This window comes from Roseovarius sp. (assembly GCF_048262375.1).
Taxonomy (GTDB): domain Bacteria; phylum Pseudomonadota; class Alphaproteobacteria; order Rhodobacterales; family Rhodobacteraceae; genus Roseovarius.
Window position 1 is genome coordinate 68713 of record NZ_JBLXFE010000014.1, and the last position, 17713, is coordinate 86425.

Genomic DNA, 17713 nt, shown 5'->3' on the forward strand with positions numbered 1-17713 from the left:
ATCGTCAACTCCGCTTCAGCTTGGGATCGAGCGCGTCGCGCAGCCCGTCGCCCATGAGGTTGATCGCCAGAACCGAAATCAGAATGGCGAGTCCGGGGAACGTGACAACCCACCACGCGCGCAGGATGAATTCACGCGCCTCGGCCAGCATGGTGCCCCATTCCGGCGAAGGCGGCTGTGCGCCCATGCCGAGAAAGCCCAAGGCGGCGGAATCGAGCACCGCCGAGGAAAACGACAGCGTGGCCTGTACGATCAGAGGTCCGAGGCAATTGGGCAGGATCGTCTTGAACATCAGGCGCAGGTTGCCCGCCCCTGCCACACGCGCGGCGGTGACATATTCGCGCTTCATCTCGGTCATGACGGCGGCGCGGGTCAGGCGGGCGAAATGTGGCTGATAAACAATCGCGATCGCGATCATCGCATTGGTCAGCCCCGGCCCCAGCACCGCCACCAGCACGAGCGCCAAGAGGAGTGAGGGAAAGGCAAGGATCACATCCATCATCCGCATGATGACACTGTCGATCCAGCCGCCGAAGAACCCGGCCAAGAGGCCAATGATAATGCCACCCAGCAGCGCGATGGAGACCACGACGATGCCGATAAAGAGCGAATATTGCGCGCCGAAGATCAGGCGTGAGAGCATGTCGCGCCCGACCGCATCGGTACCCAGCAGAAACTGCACGCTACCGCCTTCCGCCCAGACCGGCGGCATGAGCAGCGCCTCGCGGTATTGCGTGGTGGGGTCATGCGGTGCCAGAACCCCCGCAAAAACCGCCGTCAGCACCAGAAGGACAAAGACCGCCAGCCCGATGACCGCGCCACGGTTTTGGCTGAAGTAGAACCAGAATTCCGCCAGCATGCGGCGGCGGATCGCCGCGTCGGACAGTTTCACCGGGGCGGCAAGGTTGGATGTATCGCTCATTTCACACGAATCCTCGGGTTGATGAGGCCATAGGTTAGATCGACCAGCAAGTTGACGATCATCACGAGCGCCGCGATGAGCAGGAGGCCCGACTGCACCACCGGATAATCCCGTCGCGAGATGGAATCGATCATCCATTTGCCGATGCCGGGCCACGAGAAGATGGTTTCGGTCAGGATGGCCCCGGCCATGAGCACCCCGATTTGCAGACCAATGGTTGTGACCACCGGCACCATCGCATTACGCAACGCATGGATGCCAATGACGCGGTACGGGGGCATGCCCTTGGCGCGGGCGGTACGGACATAGTCCTCACCCATCACTTCGAGCATGGCCGAGCGGGTCTGGCGGGCGATGACCGCAAGCGGGATGGTGGCCAGCACCAGCGAAGGCAGGATGAGGTGGCTCAACGCCGAGGCAAACGCCCCCTTTTGCCCCGAGAGCAGGCTGTCGATCAGCATAAAGCCGGTCGCATCTGGGAAGTAATACAAGAGGCTGATGCGCCCCGACACCGGCGTCCAGCCCAGAATGCCCGAGAAAAAGATGATGAGCAGCAGCCCCCACCAGAAGATCGGCATCGAAAAGCCAACGAGGGCGAGGGTCATGGAAATCTGGTCAAACCAGCTTCCGCGTCGGATGGCCGCGAGCACGCCCACGGTGACGCCGATGAGCGTAGCGATGATGATGGCGCAGAGGCCCAGTTCGACAGTCGCGGGAAAGAGGGTCAGAAACTCGTCCAGCACGGGTTTCTTGGTCACGAGCGAATTGCCCATATCCCCCTGCAAGAGCCGCCCGAGAAAATCGAAATATTGCATCACGATGGGCTGGTCATAGCCCAGTTGCGCGCTGAGTTCGGCATGCCGTTCGGGCGTGACGCCACGCTCGCCCGCCATCAAGAGCACCGGATCGCCGGGCAGGATGCGCACAAAGCTGAAGGCGATGATGGTGATCCCGAGAAAGGTCGGGATGAGATAGAGGAGCTTGGACAGGATAAATCGGATCATGCGCCGGTTTCCTTTGCAAACGCGCGAGGGCGACAGCCCCCGCGCGTCCGGTTTCAGATCAAGAAGATCCGGTTACTCGGCAAGATCGACGGTTTCGAAGGTGAAGTCGCCCAAGGGGCTCATCACGAAACCCGACACCTTGTTTGACATCGGCACATATTGGGTCGAATGCGCGATGGTGAACCACGGGGCCTGATCCTTGAAGATCACCTGCGCCTGTTCATAAAGCGCGGTCCGCTCTGCGGGGTCTGCCGTGATCTTGGCGTCCTTGAGCAGCTTCGAGAAATCCTCGTTGCACCAGAAGGCGCGGTTGGCACCGCCTTCACCGGCGGAATCGCAGGACAAGAGCACCGACAGGAAGTTATCGGGATCGCCATTGTCCCCGGTCCAGCCCAGCATCACCGCACCGTCACGGCCTGCTTCCATCGACTTTTGCAGATACTCGCCCCACTCATAGGACACGATCTCGACCTTGACGCCGACCTTGGAGAGGTCCTCTTGCATCAGTTCGGCAGAGCGGCGGGCGTTGGGCATATAGGGGCGTTGCACCGGCATGGCCCAGATTTTCATCGAGAGGTCGGTCACGCCCTCTTCTTCGAGCATCTTCTTGGAGGCTTCGGGATCATAGGGGTCGTCAACAATGGAGTCGTTATAGGACCACATGGTTGGCGGGATCGGGTTCTTGGCCGGGGCGGCCGCCCCTTGGAACACCGCATCAACGATGGCGTTTTTATTAATCGCCATGTTTAGCGCCTTGCGGACGCGCGCGTTGTCAAACGGGGCGACGGTGGTGTTATAGGCCAGATAGCCCACATTCAGACCGGCCTGTTCGTCCAGCTTAAGATTGGGGTCAGCCTTGATGGTTTCGATATCGGCTGGGGCCGGATAGGGCATCAGGTGGCATTCGCCGGCCTTGAGCTTTTGCAGGCGGACGGCGGCGTCAGGGGTGATGGCAAAAACCAGATCGTCAATGATCGCGCCCTGTCCCCAGTAGTCGGCGTTCTTGGTGTAGCGGATCACCGCGTCCTTTTGATAGGCCACGAACTTGAACGGGCCGGTGCCGATGGGCAGGTTGTTGAGATCTTCCTTGGTCCCTGCGGCGTCGAGCGCATCGGCATATTCCCTGGACACGATCGAGGCGAAGGGCATTGCGATATTGGCGAGGAAAGGCGCCTCGGGTTGGTTCAAGGTGAATTTGACGGTGTAGTCGTCAATTTTCTCGATGGATTTTATCAGCTCGGGCATCGCCATCGAGGTGTAATATTCATAGGTCACACCAGCGATATACTGATGCCAGGGATGGTCGGCAGCCCCCTGACGCTGATAGGAAAAGATCACATCATCAGCGTTGAAATCACGGCTGGGCGTGAATTTGTCGTTCGAGTGCCATTTGACGCCTTTGCGCAGGTGAAAGGTGTATTCGGTGCCGTCCTCTGACACGTCCCAGCTTGTCGCGAGGCCCGGCTCGACCTCGGTCGTGCCTTTCTTGAATTCGGTCAGGCGGTTGTACATCGGATGCGCCGAGGCGTCGAATGTGCCCCCTGCGGTAAAGGGAGCCGGATCAAAGCCCTCGGGCGAGGCTTCGGAGCAATACACGAAGGTTTTGGCCTCGGACATCGTGGCGGTCAGCGCCAGTGCCGAAGCGCAGAGCAGTAGGTGTTTCACGGGGGTTCTCCTTGTTGGATCTGGGTAGAGTGCGCCGGTTTGTCCGGCTGATGCCTGAGCGGCACGCTGTGATGTCGCTCAGGGGATGTCAGGCACCATGGTATCCGCGCCTGCGCGCGGCACATAGGACGAGGGGGTCGCGCCATGCAGCATCTTGCCCGTCCAGAGCAGGCGGGCCCAGTGGTTGCTGGAATTGGACCACGAATGAGGATGCTGGCCGAGATAATGCATGCTGTCACCGGCACGCAGCAGGAACTCTTGTCCGTTGACCACTTGCAGGATCTCGCCCTCAAGCACGAAGATCAGCTCTTCGCCGGAATGCTGCACGGTTTCGGATTGATAGGCCGGGGGGACATTGAGAATGAAGGAGGTCAGCTCGTGCCCCGGAAACTCTGCCCCGATCTGTTCATAGATGATGGAAGTGCCCGAGATTGAGAATTGCGGGCGCGTGTCCGAACGGGTCACGCTATCGGCCTGCCGTGGGGTGGCAATGAAATGGTCGATGCTGACATCCAGCGCCGCCGCGATTTCGGCCAAGGTGCCCAAGGTGGGCACCGCGTTATCGCGTTCGATCTGGCTGAGATAGCTCACCGACACCCCACATCCGTTGCTGAGATCCTGCAAGGTCATCGACATGAGTTGCCTGCGTTTGCGTATGCGGCGCCCGAGTGCGAAAGGCGCGCCAGCAGGTGTATTTGTCATCGGCGTCCTTGGGTCAAAAGGCGTTTGTTAAAGGTCACCTCAAACGAATTACGAGAGCATTGCAACAAAAATTTTCCCGAAGAAAAAACTTTTTGCCACCGAATCGGACCTATATCATCCTATGCGCCACGATGTTCAGAGCGCCGATCATTCCCGCGCCGGACGCACCACCAGATCGCGCGGCATATTCGAGAAGACCTCGGCACCATTGGCGCGCAGGATCACGATCTCTTCCAGCCGGAGGCCAAAGCGGCCCTCGAGATAGATACCCGGTTCGATAGAAAATACATTGCCCTCGGCCAGCGGCGTTGTGGCCGTCGCGGTGATATAGGGCGGTTCGTGGATATCGATGCCAAGCCCGTGGCCAGTGCGGTGCAAGAACCGGTCGCCATAGCCTGCGTCGGCGATGACATCGCGCGCCGCCTTGTCGACATCGCACGCAAGAGCGCCCGGTCGCGCCGCAGCCAGCGCGGCCGCAACAGCCCGGTCAACCACGGCGAAAACCTCGGTATAGGTTGCATCCGGGGTGCCAAAATAGCCGCAGCGCGTCATATCAGAGGGATATCCGTTCAGGCGGCAGCCGGTATCGAGCAACACCGGCATATCCCGCTCCAGCCGCGTTTCACCGGGGGTATGATGAGGAAAGGCACCGGAGGGGCCGAAACAGACCGAGCAAAACTCCAGTGTTGCGCCATGCGCGCCGTAAAAATCCTGAATGAACCGCACGAGGTCCCGTTCGGTCATGCCTTCGCACAGCGCGTCAAAGGCGGCCTGCACCGCCTTGTCGTTCAGCAGATGCGCGGCCTTGATCGCGTCAAATTCCGCCGCGTCCTTGCGCGCGCGCAGCGCGCCGATTGTATCTTGGGTGAAGCGGCGTGTTGGTGTGTTCAGATGATCAAGCAGCAAGAGCGCAAAGTCGGTGCGCATGGTTTCATCCAGCACGACCGACAGGCCGGGGCGCGTGGCGTTGCAGGCGGCCAGCAGGTCGTGCAGCGCCTGTTCGGGGCCATCGGCATCGCGCCACATATGAAACGGAAGATCGGTGGATTGCCGCGCCGAGGCGGCATTGAGCGAGGGCATGAGAAATCCGGCATAATCGCGGCTGACCAAGAGCATCACCGGCCGTTCATCGCCATGTGGATGCACATCTGAGAGCCATGCCATGTGGCTCGACGGCCCGAGGGCTAACAGGTCGGTGCCGGTGCTCTGCATCAGGCTGCGCAAGGCGGAAAGACGGGTCTGGGCAAGGGGAAAGGCGGTCATTGGGGCTCCTGCCGGGGGATGTTTTCATCAGGATGGCCGGCGGCGCGGTCATGCGAGGCCGACAAGACGAATCATCTCTGATCGTCGCGACAATAGAGGACAATTCCAGACCTACCACTGTGGTTCTGTATGTCAGGCCGAGCATTGCCAGATCAGACCAACGGATCAGGCCATTATAGATGGTGAACCGGAGGCCGATGGGCATGGTCAAGGGGCTGGAGGCACTGGTGACCACGGACAAGGCTCTGATCCGACGCGCATGACCCTTTTATCCCGGATGTCATGGGCGATGACGAGAGGCACCGCCTTACCCTCAACCGGGGTCTGGCCTGGCGTCTTTGTTGCCAATCCTTCAGGCAAGTCGGGACCACCTGCTGGGCCTGTGCCACATCACAGCAAATGTTGGATGACGGTATCCTCTATCTGCGGGATCCGTCCCGGCCTGCCAAGGTTGATTTGACGATTTTTGCGATCTCATTTTTTATATTGAGGCACGAAACAGGATATTCAAAATTTGTTTAAATTAGTGAGTATTGGTGCGTGAGCACCCCAGAAACCTCATGTTATTGACTTATGCGATCGCAAAATTTAGGAATTTCCGACCCAGATACCCTGTGCAATTGTCACGGGGGTGTTTTCTGGGATTGATGCCACTATCGCGCATGCTATGGCGGCTGAGGAGTATACGCCGTGCCGTTTTGGCGGGGCGTAAAAAATGGTGGATACCGCAAGGATGACGTCACAATGACCACGGATTTTACACCGCAGACCCGCGCGCCCTTGCCCGAGGCTACGGCCTTTCTGGCAGCGCATCCGGATGTGCAGGCCATCGACATCGTCCTCAGCGATTTGCACGGTGTCGGGCGGGGCAAGATCATTCGCCGCCACGAGTTGGAGAGCCTGTTCCGCACGGGACGTGCAATGCCCGCATCGCTGTTTGCGCAGGATGTGTCTGGTCATGATGTCGATGCCGCAATCCATGTGATGCAGGACGGCGGGGGCGATAGCCGCTGCTGGCCGGTTCCACAGACATTGGGCTATCAGACCGCCACCGGGCGCGGCGTCGTGCTGTTGCAGATGGAGACCGAGAGTGGCGCACCGCATCCGCTCGACCCTCGTGGCGCGCTGCTGGCTCAGATCATCCGGGCGCAGGGCATGGGCCTTACACCGATGGGGGCGCTGGAACTGGAATTCTACCTTGTGGACAAGGAACGTGACGCCAACGGCCGTCCACAGCCCGCCCGTGCGCCGATGACCGGGCGGCGTCTATCGGGCACCAACTGTATGTCCGTGGACGAACTGGACGAAATGGCGCCGTTCTTTGACGCCGTTTATGAAGGGGCAGCCGCTCTGGATCTGCCGATGGAAAGTCTGATTTCGGAATACGCCGTGGGACAGTTCGAACTGACGCTGCGCTACCGCGATCTGGCGCATGCGGCGGATGATATCGTGCGCTCCAAACGCCTGCTGCGCACCACCGCGCGCCGGTTTGGGATGGAGGCGTGCTTTATGTCGAAGCCGTTTTCGCAGAGTTCCGGGTCTGGCATGCATCTGCATCTGTCGCTCAACGATGTGAAGGGCGCGAATGTCTTTGGTGATCCATCAGAGGGCGTGCTGTCACCGCTGATGCTGAATGCGATCGGGGGCATCCGGGCCAGCATGGCCGAGTCCATGCTGATCCTTGCACCGGTGCTGAACAGCTGGCGGCGATTTGCCGGAACGGTCTATTCCCCGGCCGCCAACACCTGGGGCAAAGAAGACCGCAATGTCGCGTTGCGTATCCCGTCAGGCAGCGCAAAATCGCGCCATTTTGAGCATCGTGTCGCCGGCGTGGATGCCAATCCCTATCTGGTTGCGGCCTTGGTTCTTGGGGCAGCGCTTGACGGGATCAACGCCAGCGCGGGCCCCGGCCCCGCAGGCGCGGATGGTGCGGCTGATTATCCGCCAATGCCCGCTGGTTGGCTGGAGGCAATCAATCGGTTCGAGGCGTCAGAGACCATGAAATCCATCTTTGGCGCCCCGCTTCATCAGTTGCTTTCAACCGTCAAACGCGGAGAGCATGATGCGCTTGCTGTCGAAGTGACGGATCTGGAATGGCAACTCTATGGGACCACCCTTTGATGTTTGCATCTGAAAGCATCGCATGAAACCCCAAGCGCCGATCGGTCTCGGCATGATCGAAACACAGCCCTTGCATGAGATGGTGTACGAGAGGCTGCGCACTGCACTGATGTCGGGGCAAATCGCGCCGGGGCGCAAACTGACCTCGCGCAAGCTGGCCAAGGAATTGGGGACCAGCGACATGCCCGTGCGCTCTGCCCTTTTGCGCCTTCAGACGCTGCGCGCGCTTGATCAGCTTGGAAACGGGTCGATGATCCTGCCCGCCATGACCCGAGATCGGTTTTCGGACCTGATGACCGCCCGGCTGGTCTGTGAACCTGCGGCGGCGCGACAGGCGGTCAAGGGGCTAAACCGTGCCGGGCTGCTCAGGCTGCGGCAGGCGGCGGTTGCCCTGACTGCTGCGGCCGAGGATCAGGACATTGACGCCTATCTGCTCTATAACCACGCGTTCAAATTCGGGATTTATGCCGCCTGTGGCTCGGCCTCGCTGCTGTTTCTGATCGAAACCCTCTGGTTGCAGGTTGGCCCCTTTCTGCGGCAGTTCAGTGGTCAGTTTGACAATGACCTGCGCGGAATCCTTGAGCTTGATTATCACGATGACATCGTGAAGCGGCTGGAGGAAGGAGACGGCGACAGGGCCGCCGATCTTTTGGAGAGCGATATCCGCGACGGCTACACCTTTTTGATGCAGCACGGTCGGTTCGAATAGCCGCCCCTGCCGGCGCAAGCCAGACCCAAGGGCGTGTCACCGGAGGTGATACAATGCGGGGTGTTGGTGCAGGAAATCGCGCACTGCCACCCTTGGAACCGTCAGCGCGACAGCGCAAAAATTTTTGGATAGTTCCGCCGAACGCCCGGACATCGCCAGAAACATCCGCAAGGTGAAGGGGGGGGTCTTGGGGAATAGCTCCTGATCACGTCAACCATCTCCTGTCCGCGTTTCAGCAGATCGGATTCGACCTTCAGGCTGACACGCTGGAGGTCGCCGCGACGTGGAAAAAGGCGAAGACCGAGCTCCTGTGGCAACGTTTCTGGCGGACACGTCGCGACGCCGAAGTGGCCATCTTCGAATACATCAACGGGTTCTACAATCCGCGCAGACGCCACTCAATCCTCGGCTGGAAAGCCCCTTGGCTTTCGAACGAACCGCCGCTTAAGTGACAATCTGGGGCGGCACAAAAGCGCGACAGGTCCACAAGCCGGGTTGCTCTGACAGTACCGGTCAGAGCCTTTTCGATGACTATCCTGACGCGTGTCGAGCCGCGGCCAGGAGGGTCAATGTGTTTACCTCGATGAAACCCGGAACTGTCGCTCACTACCTGCGCACGTATGAAAGCTTGCGCGAATGTAGGTGGAGGGTGTACACTGTTACTGCTGATCCAAAAAATATCAAAAATTTTTTTGCGGGGGGGGGAATTCATATGCCCATCACCGAATTAGCCATTGCCTCAGGCGATCCAGAAATTGATGCACTTCTGTTGCACGATGATGACGATCCGAGCATCGTGTTCAAGCTCAACACGACATCGCTAACCTACAGCTTTCCGAACTCGGGCGTCTACTATGTCCTGGACGCCATGACCCCAGCACAGATCGCGTTGTATGTGACAGCTGTGGGATTGGGGACGCCGCCGCTGATCGCGATCCTCGCATTCTCTCCCACGATTGCAGTCTCTGCGGTCGCTCTGAACGATTTTGAGGCGTTCAATGCCAATCAGATAGCCTCTGCGGAATTCGGATTGTCGCAATATGCTGCAATCAGCAATCTGACGTTTTCCGAAGTGGACGAAGGCATTTTCACGCACGGCGACATCCGTTTCGCCGAAACCGGATTGACGACGGACGAACGCGCCTTTGGCATTCCACCTCTGCCGTCAGTCGAAACCCTAGTAGGCGAAAGTGTCATCGCGGACACCTGGTATCCGCGCACCGGCTTTGACAATCCGCAAGCCGGCACACGGGCAGACAGCACCATCATGCATGAGATCGGTCATGCGCTCGGCCTCAAGCATGCCCATGAGCCGGGACTGTTCGGAGGCGAGGAAACGATTGATCCGTTCTGGGAGTCCGTCCTTACGGACCAGGCAGGGCCGGTCATGGACCCGGCCTTCGACTCGCTTGAATATACTATCATGACCTATACCGGCGATCCGGAAGAAGGCGATTATCCGCAGACCCTTATGATGCTCGACATTGCTGCGATCCAGTACCTTTATGGCGCGAACTTCACCACCAATTCCGGCGATACCGTCTACACCTGGTCGGAGAGTTCCGGCACCATGTTCATTAACGGAGCTGCACAACGTGATCCGTTTGGCGACACGATATTCCTGACGATTTGGGATGGCGGTGGCATTGATACCTATGATGCCTCGAATTTTGACGGGGGGGTCGATATCGACCTGCGTCCCGGTGAGTTTTCGACGCTGTCCACTGACCAACTGGCCATGATCGACGGCAGCCCGGTTCAGGGCAATGTCGCGAATGCGCGATTGTTCGAGGGCGATTCCCGGTCGCTGATCGAGAATGCCATCGGCGGCATCGGCGATGATACTTTGATCGGCAACGACGCGGACAACGACCTCGTTGGCGGGGCGGGCAATGACAGCCTCGATGGCGGCGCAGGTGATGACACGCTCGATGGCGGGACGGGGAACGACACGTTGCGCGGCGCCGAAGGAGAGGACAGCCTGCTTGGCGGGGACAACGATGATGAGATCCTAGGCGGTGATGGCGACGACACGATCGACGGTGGGTCCGGCAATGACGAGATCTTTGGCGGTGCGGACGACGATCTGATCACCGCAGGCACTGGCAACGATACGGTTACGGGCGGCTTTGGGTCCGACGCCATCTATGGCGAGGACGATGATGACGAGTTGTGGGGCAATGACGGTGCCGACACGCTGGACGGCGGCGCTGGCAATGACATTGCCATAGGCGGAGACGGCGCCGACAGCATCATCGGCGGAGCCGGAGACGATATCCTAGAAGGTGACGACGAGAGCGATACAATCAATGGCGGAGATGGCGACGACACCATTGAGGGCGGCGCCGCCGGAGATTCGATTACCGGCGGAACCGGCCAGGACGATATCAATGGGGATGGCGGCGATGACACGATCAATGGCGGGGCAGATTTCGATGTGATCGCAGGCGGCGACGGCGACGACAGTATATTCGGCGGCGATGATGGCGACTATCTTTATGGCAATGCCGGAGAGGATACGATCTATGGCGGCGCTGGCGGCGACCTGATCACCGGGAACGAAAATGACGATATGTTATTTGGTGAGGATGGTGATGATGCCATCGAGGGGGGCGACGGCGACGACACGATCGATGGCGGATCGGACAATGACACGATCTACGGTATGGGCGGGTCGGATTCGATCATCGGTGGCACTGGCGATGACTCGATATACGGAGAGGGTCCGAGTGAAGCTGGAACAGGGAACGACACGATCGAGGCCGGATCCGGGAACGATTCCGTCGAAGGCAACGGCGGCAATGATGTCATAGATTTGGGCCTGGGCAATGATACGGGCCTTGGCGGACTGGGCGACGATACCATCGTTGGCGGCGGGGGTAATGACTCCATTGAAGGTGGCGCCGGAAACGACGACATCATCACATCGGCTGGCAATGACACGATCTATGGCGGCGGCGACAACGACACGATCACGGCTGGCGACGGCGCCAACCTGATCGACGGAGGAGACGGCAACGACGACATCAAGACCGGAAGCGGAGCCGACACGATCCAGGGTTGGACCGGCAACGATTCGATCATCGCGGGCGGCGGGGTGGATTCGATACGTGGCGGAGAAGGCAACGACACCATATTCGGAGACGGCGGCGCAGACAGCCTGTGGGGCGACGGCGGCGAGGACGAGATCCACGGCGGCGATGGCAACGACACCATTTGGGGCGGCGACGGCAATGACAGCCTCTTTGGCGAGAACGGCATAGACTTGGTTCAGGGTGAGGACGGCAATGACACCTTGTCGGGGGGGGCGGGCCCTGACACGTTGGACGGGGGTGACGGCATCGACCGGGCTTCGTTCGAGGATGCCGCAGGTCCCATCGTTATCAACCAGCAGGATCCATCCCAGAACACCGGCGACGCGTTGAATGACACCTGGATCTCGATCGAGGAATTCGGCCTGTCGGAATTCGGTGACACCTATATCGGCTATGATCTCGAGGAACCGATCGACATTGTCTATGGCGGAGGTGGTAACGACACTATCCTTGGTTTTGCCGGTGACGACGAGTTGTACGGCGAGGACGGCGACGATTTCCTCGTCGGTGGCGAAGGCTCGGACATCGTTGATGGCGGTGACGGATTTGACACCACCTCCGTTAATGAATCGATCACGGGCATAGTCATTGATCTGACCGACCAATCCCGAAATTCAGGCATAGCCGAGGGCGATATCTACATTGCTGTCGAACATTTCCAGATGACGGAAGCCAATGACGAATTCGTAGGATTGGCGACAGGCGAACTCATCGAGACCTATCACGGATTGGACAGCGTGTTCGGCGGTGGCGGCGACGACACCGTCTATGGTGGCACCCAGAACGACTCGATCCTGGGTGGTGATGGGGATGACCACCTTTACGGCCAGAGCGGCCTCGACTGGATCGACGGGGGCAGCGGTGATGACATGATCTTTGGTGGATCGGACCAGGACACGCTGCGCGGTGGAGCAGACAACGATACCATAGAAGGCGGTATCGACAATGATCTGATCATAGGCGGCCTCGGTGACGATGAACTTAACGGCGGCGCAGGCCGGGACAATTTTCGTTTCAATATCGTGGCATGGGGCGCGGACACGATTGTCGACTTTCAGGACGGGCTTGATGTCTTGCAATTCAACGGCGTAGTGGGATCACTCGGCCGAAAGGCGATCGAAGACAGTTTCCATTGGTATTCGAGCGGCTTGGATACGGTGGTCGAACTCGTGGCAGATCCGACGCAGAGTGTGACGTTGCAGAATTTTGCCGTCGCGGACCTCAGTTTTCAGGACTTCCTATTGCTTGGCTAGCGCGACTGAGAGTGTCCGATCTTCAAGTGAGAACTCATAGAACAGCGCGGCTTGCGCTTCCTGCTTGGGTCCCAACATCCTCGATCCTCCCGATAACTGGAAGAATTGAATCACCAGATCACCTCTCGATCAAGGAAGAGTTTTGCAAAAAAATTAAAGGCAATTGTATATTTGACAAACCTTTTTCGTAACTCTCTCGTTCGACAAAGGTGAAATCATCCACGGGCCAGCTTTCTATGGTTCCGCCAGCCAAGCCATGGGGCCGATGTGTCACCACGTGGCGCGCATTGGCGCTATCCGTTTTATTTCAATGACTTATGTGGCAGCACCCTTGGGCCGGGGCGCCGGTTGAGCCCATCCCCAGCAGAACCGCTTCGTAATCATAGGTCAGGTCCGACATCCCATCAGAGCAGGCTTCGGTGTAGCGCACGATGAGTGACAGGGAATATGCGGTGTCAGCACCCTCCAGATAATATGCCCAAAGATCCGACCTGCCAATGCCGGGCACAAAGCGCGGGGGATCGAGTTTGATTGGACTTTCCAGCTCAGCCGCGCTGTAGTTGGCGTTGTTTTCCTCGACGGTCACGCCCCAGAAGGGCTCTGTTCCGGCGCAGTGCAAGGCATCGGGGATCTGAAACATGAAATTGGTGGGCACCAGGTAGTCCGCATTCACCCAACCCACTGTGCCCCCGTATGCGACCTCGCGCCATTGGGTGCCGTCTACGTCTACCGAAATCCCTGTGACCACGACATCGGTCGCGTCATGTGGAATGGTGCCGATGACTTCAGAGCTGCCCACATCGAGCGTCTGATCAATATCTGCTCGGATATTCAGCACGTCCTGCGCTGCGACGCCCGACACAGAATGCGGCTGTGAAGACGCCGGGGCGGCGAACAGACTAACCAGAAACGCGATCCTGAGGGCAAGCTTGGCCACCCAGCCATGCCGAGTATCAGTCGAGCCGTGCCAGTCGTTTTTGATCTGCATGGCCAAACTCCAACTCCTGGATCAGGGTTAGTTTACTATATTGCGTGACCAACGCCTTGCATATTGAAACATCCTTGCACCTGCGAGCATGACTGCCTTTCTGGTTGCAGACTCGACTGTCTGCGACGGCAACGGTCGAACAAGATCCCAGGTTGAGTCCACTTTCGATTTGAAGTGACCGTTCTGAAAAAAACCGTGAACGGTAGAAATGGGCCGTTCGCTTCAATACACTGCCGCATAGAGGGTATACTGGCATCTCAGGCTCCGGCGTCTTCAATGCCGCTCACGTGCCAAAGGGCGCGCAAATGATAGCCAGGCAATTTTGGCCCAGCAGCAGATCAGCGCGTTAATGTTCGTAACTATTTTTTATTTATAGGTAAAAAGTGGTGCCCGGGGGCGGAATCGAACCACCGACACGAGGATTTTCAATAAGTCTTTGAATCTCTGCAACTTGAGTCATCCCGCTTCATACCGTCCGCAAGCGATTGAATTGATGCCTCTTAGGTGCCGCAAACCATCACGAGTTACCCTATACCGTGCCAGCCAACCACGCCGAAAATGATACCCATATGATACCCAGACGTGCCAAACGGCCTTGAATACCGATAACGTCAAATGCAGTAGCACGCGAGATGACTTCCCGCCTTGTGGTCGGGCAACTAATAGACATTCGTTAAGACCTCTTGAACAAGCAGGTTGGGCTCAAACCGAGGCTGCGCAGCACCGGAGCGATTCTGGCGAAGGCGGGGACACGATTACAGACACTCTCGGCCCAAAGCGGCCATTCATCGGTCGTGCCGACGCCGCAGCGCAGCTTCACGAGACCGGCCATTCGTGCATCTTGCAGCATCCGAGCAGGGGTGAAGGTCAGGAAGGCGGGACTAAGCGGACGTTCCAGACAGCGGAAAATCTCACTTGTAGGGGGAACGTTGAGGGCGGATCACAATCTCGGTCGGACACGCAGTTGGCGCGGTTCGCAGAATATACCCAATTGCGTCGGATATGTCTTTGGGCTGTATCATCAGATCAGATTCAAGCCTTGGTGAGGCTGACATCGATGTGGCGACGAACCCCGGTCGGATAACACTGACCTTTGTTCCGAACTCACGCACATCATCGAAGAGTATCTCACAGAAACCCGAGAGGGCTCGCTTGGCCGCAAGGTTCATACCCGCTCCGGCGAAAGCAGGAGTGATCGAACCTATTGCTATGACCGCGCCGCGCCCAGACGCGTTGATGGTATCGATACCCGCACGGACAAGATGGACAAATGAACGAAAATTCACATCCAGAACTTGGTCCCAGCTTTTAAGGTCCGCTTCCATAGTTCGCCCTCTCAGGTGCGTACCAGCACAAAATATCAGAGTGTCGAGGCCATCCATTAACTCAACACTCTCATTAATGCATTTTGTACAGGAACTCACATCGCCGAGATCAACGGTCAGGAGGATAGGTTTTTCATGTTCGTCTCCGAGTCCCTTTGCGACTTTCAACAGCTTCGATGGATCCCGTCCGACCAAGGCAAGAACGTCCCCTTGACGAGCCCGCTCAAGAGCCACTGTACTTCCCATGCCGCCGGTCGCGCCAACGACCAGCGTTTTTCTCCTGAAGTCACCGGACATACGGCTACAGTACACTTTTTCATCATCGACAGCAATTTTTGCCGGCTTTGGGCTCCAAGCCGACTTGCGGCGGTGCGGCACACGATTCTGGGCCATCATCGCCCTCTAAGCGTTGCCCAGGTGACTGCAGCCAGCCCAAAGCGGTCATATGATGAGGCGCTCAGGTCGATGAAAGCAGACGTTCAAAGTGTTGGCCGCAACTGACTGAAACGCGGACGAACTTGCTATCAAGCGGCGCCACATATTCTATTTTCTGGCGACAAAAACATGCCCTTGTATGCGCCCGGAAATAGGACCAGATCCAAAAGAATTTTGAATATCCGCCGCCGCCGCGTCTGTTATTCTTTTGAGCGATCCTGATTCACGTTTCTCCAACTCGTTTCTGAGCGGTGTGCCCTGACAATAGGCCAATGCCGGAACGTATGGACTGGTAGCTCGGCTTAGTTTGGACAAGGTAGATACTTCGACTTTTGCAAACCCAGCTTTGCTAAGGTCACTGACAATTGCATCGACATCACCGTGTCCGTGGGGTGTCCGCGCTAGAAAAACGGGCGGATCGTCGGGAAAAAATCGTGATGCCGTGTCTGTTACGCTTTGAGCAAATTCATTCTCTTCGATCCGATCCCATACGTTGAAAACGAACTTTCCACCCTCTTTCAGGACACGCAGCGCTTCCTTATAGCCAGCTATTTTGTCTGGAAAGAACATCACACCAAACTGGCAGCAAACGGCGTCAAACGACTGGTCTTTGAATGGTAATTCAAGTGCGTCTGCTTGCAACCATTCAATTTGATCCGCTTGCGGCTGTTGACTGGCTGCCCGATTAAGCATCGGTTGGTTCAGGTCAGTGACCACGTAGCGCGTGTTTTCGTTCAACAATGGTGCCAAAGCCCGCGTGACGACCCCGCTTCCTGCCGCAGTTTCAAGAACTGCCTTTGGGTTTGCATCTGCAACTCTCTTGGCCATGTCAGCGGCATAGGGCTCGAAGATTAGCGGAACCAAGTACTCATCATATATATCGGGAATAGATCCAGTAAAATTCTTGTCTTCATGCGTCATTGGGAAAACTCCTCCACCGGGTCTTGAACCCAAAGATGAAATCATAGCACAGTTTTGGTGATAGATCAGTTTGGGCTCACTGCCGACCTCAGATGCCGCGCAGCATTTTGTGATATGAAGCAGTGTCAACGTCGGGTTGTCGATGTGGGGGGCATGGTGGATCGGAGGATCAATCATGCAAACACCAAACTTACCGGCCATTCGCGCGCTTCGGCCCGCGTGGAACAAAGGACGCATCGTCGGTCAAAAGCTCCCGCTGAAGCCCAAGCATGTTTGGGCAATCCGCGTGCGGCTCGAATTGGCCGAGAACCATCGCGACCTTGCCCTGTTCAATATGGCTATCGACTGCAAATTGCGCGGCTGCGATCTCGTACGGATGAAAGTCGTGGATGTCATGGCGTCAGGGCAGATCAAAGCGCGCGCATCTGTTCTGCAAAGCAAAACCCAAAAACCGGTCCGGTTCGAGATTTCCGAAGGCACCCGCGCCTCGGTGGCGAAGTGGATGGAAAATCCGTTGATGGTCGGGTCCGAATTTCTCTGGCCCGGGCGTTTTCACGAGCGCCTGCACATCTCAACGCGCCAGTATGCCCGCATCGTGCGAGATTGGGTGTCGTCTATCGGTTTGGAAGTTACCGCCTATGGCACCCATTCGATGCGGCGCACTAAGGTCACCCAAATTTACAAAAAGACAGGCAACTTGCGTGCCGTTCAGCTGCTGTTAGGACATACGAAGATGGACAGCACGGTTCGTTATCTGGGTGTTGAACTTGAAGATGCATTGGCAATCTCGGAAGCCATTGAAATATAATCCTTTTGGCCGTTCGACAAGGACGGCCCTGAGCGGACCTTGGCCATGTCACCGAGTACTGCGATGCAGCGTCGCGTTGCGGCCATTCGGTCCTAGGTGCAGCAATTTCAGGGGTGAGTGGCGCCAGTTTGGACTGACCTGCCGTTCGCCGCGGACGCGTGATATCAACATGATTCCAGTTGATTACCAGTTGTTCGACGCGGGATCACAGTTCGATGCCGTTTCACAGCCAGTCAGTACAGCCCGAGATCGACTCCCCGGAGATGCCCTAGAATTTCCCTAACCTCTTTGAGGTTCTTGCGCCGCCTAATTCGCCGAGCCTTCGCTTCACTCGCCGACGTGTTGATATTGCGCTTCGGATCGTAGAACACGACGTTGCGTGATGCCATGGGTTGGAACAAGGGCTTGGCCATGAGCCCATGATGTGAATCGCCCCGAGTTTGTCGGAGACCATCAACTTAAGTAAGGATGATGGTTATGACAAAAAGCAAAATGGCAAATC

Annotated in this window: 12 protein-coding genes and 1 pseudogene; 5 read left to right on the forward strand and 8 right to left on the reverse strand. The window is 57.7% G+C overall.

The annotated features are described in order from the left end of the window. Positions 1 to 4: 4 nt before the first annotated feature. From ACN0SW_RS14790 to ACN0SW_RS14810, 5 genes are all read right to left on the reverse strand, one after another. A complete protein-coding gene (locus ACN0SW_RS14790; protein WP_417728699.1) occupies positions 5 to 922 on the reverse strand; it encodes an ABC transporter permease subunit in 918 nt (305 codons plus the stop codon). Then, on the reverse strand, positions 919 to 1926 hold the full coding sequence (locus ACN0SW_RS14795) for an ABC transporter permease subunit (RefSeq protein ID WP_417728700.1): 1008 nt from the start codon (positions 1924 to 1926) through the stop codon (positions 919 to 921). The genes ACN0SW_RS14790 and ACN0SW_RS14795 overlap by 4 nt, the downstream gene beginning before the upstream one ends. 72 nt (positions 1927 to 1998) lie before the next feature. Next, complete coding sequence (locus ACN0SW_RS14800) at positions 1999 to 3543, reverse strand: ABC transporter substrate-binding protein (RefSeq protein ID WP_417728710.1); 1545 nt, start codon at positions 3541 to 3543, stop codon at positions 1999 to 2001. 126 nt (positions 3544 to 3669) lie between these two features. Beyond that, positions 3670 to 4293, reverse strand: a complete 624-nt coding sequence (locus ACN0SW_RS14805) for a helix-turn-helix domain-containing protein (protein WP_417728701.1) — start codon at positions 4291 to 4293, stop codon at positions 3670 to 3672. Between the two features lie 147 nt (positions 4294 to 4440). After that, positions 4441 to 5556: a M24 family metallopeptidase gene (locus tag ACN0SW_RS14810; RefSeq protein ID WP_417728702.1), complete on the reverse strand. Its 1116-nt coding sequence runs from the start codon at positions 5554 to 5556 to the stop codon at positions 4441 to 4443. A 744-nt stretch (positions 5557 to 6300) separates the two neighbouring features. Here ACN0SW_RS14810 and ACN0SW_RS14815 point away from each other — a divergent pair. From ACN0SW_RS14815 to ACN0SW_RS14830, 4 genes and pseudogenes are all read left to right on the forward strand, one after another. Continuing rightward, the gene (locus ACN0SW_RS14815) at positions 6301 to 7677 is read left to right on the forward strand and encodes a glutamine synthetase family protein (RefSeq protein WP_417728703.1); all 1377 of its coding nucleotides are present in this window, start codon (positions 6301 to 6303) and stop codon (positions 7675 to 7677) included. A 22-nt stretch (positions 7678 to 7699) separates the two neighbouring features. Beyond that, entirely contained in the window at positions 7700 to 8386 is a 687-nt protein-coding gene (locus ACN0SW_RS14820) for a GntR family transcriptional regulator (RefSeq protein ID WP_417728704.1), read from the forward strand. Positions 8387 to 8679: 293 nt separating this feature from the next. Next, a pseudogene (locus tag ACN0SW_RS14825) lies at positions 8680 to 8834 on the forward strand (IS3 family transposase); the annotation flags it as partial. Positions 8835 to 9098: 264 nt separating this feature from the next. Then, positions 9099 to 12734 (forward strand): M10 family metallopeptidase, encoded by a 3636-nt coding sequence (locus ACN0SW_RS14830; protein ID WP_417728705.1) that lies wholly within the window; start codon positions 9099 to 9101, stop codon positions 12732 to 12734. 307 nt (positions 12735 to 13041) lie between these two features. Here ACN0SW_RS14830 and ACN0SW_RS14835 read toward each other — a convergent pair whose 3' ends face one another. The 3 genes from ACN0SW_RS14835 to ACN0SW_RS14845 form a co-directional block, all read right to left on the reverse strand. Next, positions 13042 to 13722, reverse strand: a complete 681-nt coding sequence (locus tag ACN0SW_RS14835; protein ID WP_417728706.1) for a hypothetical protein — start codon at positions 13720 to 13722, stop codon at positions 13042 to 13044. 911 nt (positions 13723 to 14633) lie between these two features. Further along, entirely contained in the window at positions 14634 to 15443 is an 810-nt protein-coding gene (locus ACN0SW_RS14840) for an SDR family oxidoreductase (protein ID WP_417728707.1), read from the reverse strand. 147 nt (positions 15444 to 15590) lie between these two features. Then, positions 15591 to 16403 (reverse strand): class I SAM-dependent methyltransferase, encoded by an 813-nt coding sequence (locus ACN0SW_RS14845; protein ID WP_417728708.1) that lies wholly within the window; start codon positions 16401 to 16403, stop codon positions 15591 to 15593. Positions 16404 to 16578: 175 nt separating this feature from the next. Here ACN0SW_RS14845 and ACN0SW_RS14850 point away from each other — a divergent pair, with 175 nt between their 5' ends. Next, positions 16579 to 17211 (forward strand): tyrosine-type recombinase/integrase, encoded by a 633-nt coding sequence (locus tag ACN0SW_RS14850; RefSeq protein ID WP_417728709.1) that lies wholly within the window; start codon positions 16579 to 16581, stop codon positions 17209 to 17211. Positions 17212 to 17713: the final 502 nt, after the last annotated feature.

Bases quoted from the DNA above. Each gene is read 5' to 3' on its own strand.
- ACN0SW_RS14790 (WP_417728699.1), bottom strand. From the start codon at position 922: ATGAGCGATACATCCAACCTTGCCGCCCCGGTGAAACTGTCCGACGCG.
- ACN0SW_RS14795 (WP_417728700.1), bottom strand. From the start codon at position 1,926: ATGATCCGATTTATCCTGTCCAAGCTCCTCTATCTCATCCCGACCTTT.
- ACN0SW_RS14800 (WP_417728710.1), bottom strand. From the start codon at position 3,543: ATGTCCGAGGCCAAAACCTTCGTGTATTGCTCCGAAGCCTCGCCCGAG.
- ACN0SW_RS14805 (WP_417728701.1), bottom strand. From the start codon at position 4,293: ATGACAAATACACCTGCTGGCGCGCCTTTCGCACTCGGGCGCCGCATA.
- ACN0SW_RS14810 (WP_417728702.1), bottom strand. From the start codon at position 5,556: ATGACCGCCTTTCCCCTTGCCCAGACCCGTCTTTCCGCCTTGCGCAGC.
- ACN0SW_RS14815 (WP_417728703.1), top strand. From the start codon at position 6,301: ATGACCACGGATTTTACACCGCAGACCCGCGCGCCCTTGCCCGAGGCT.
- ACN0SW_RS14820 (WP_417728704.1), top strand. From the start codon at position 7,700: ATGAAACCCCAAGCGCCGATCGGTCTCGGCATGATCGAAACACAGCCC.
- ACN0SW_RS14830 (WP_417728705.1), top strand. From the start codon at position 9,099: ATGCCCATCACCGAATTAGCCATTGCCTCAGGCGATCCAGAAATTGAT.
- ACN0SW_RS14835 (WP_417728706.1), bottom strand. From the start codon at position 13,722: ATGCAGATCAAAAACGACTGGCACGGCTCGACTGATACTCGGCATGGC.
- ACN0SW_RS14840 (WP_417728707.1), bottom strand. From the start codon at position 15,443: ATGATGGCCCAGAATCGTGTGCCGCACCGCCGCAAGTCGGCTTGGAGC.
- ACN0SW_RS14845 (WP_417728708.1), bottom strand. From the start codon at position 16,403: ATGACGCATGAAGACAAGAATTTTACTGGATCTATTCCCGATATATAT.
- ACN0SW_RS14850 (WP_417728709.1), top strand. From the start codon at position 16,579: ATGCAAACACCAAACTTACCGGCCATTCGCGCGCTTCGGCCCGCGTGG.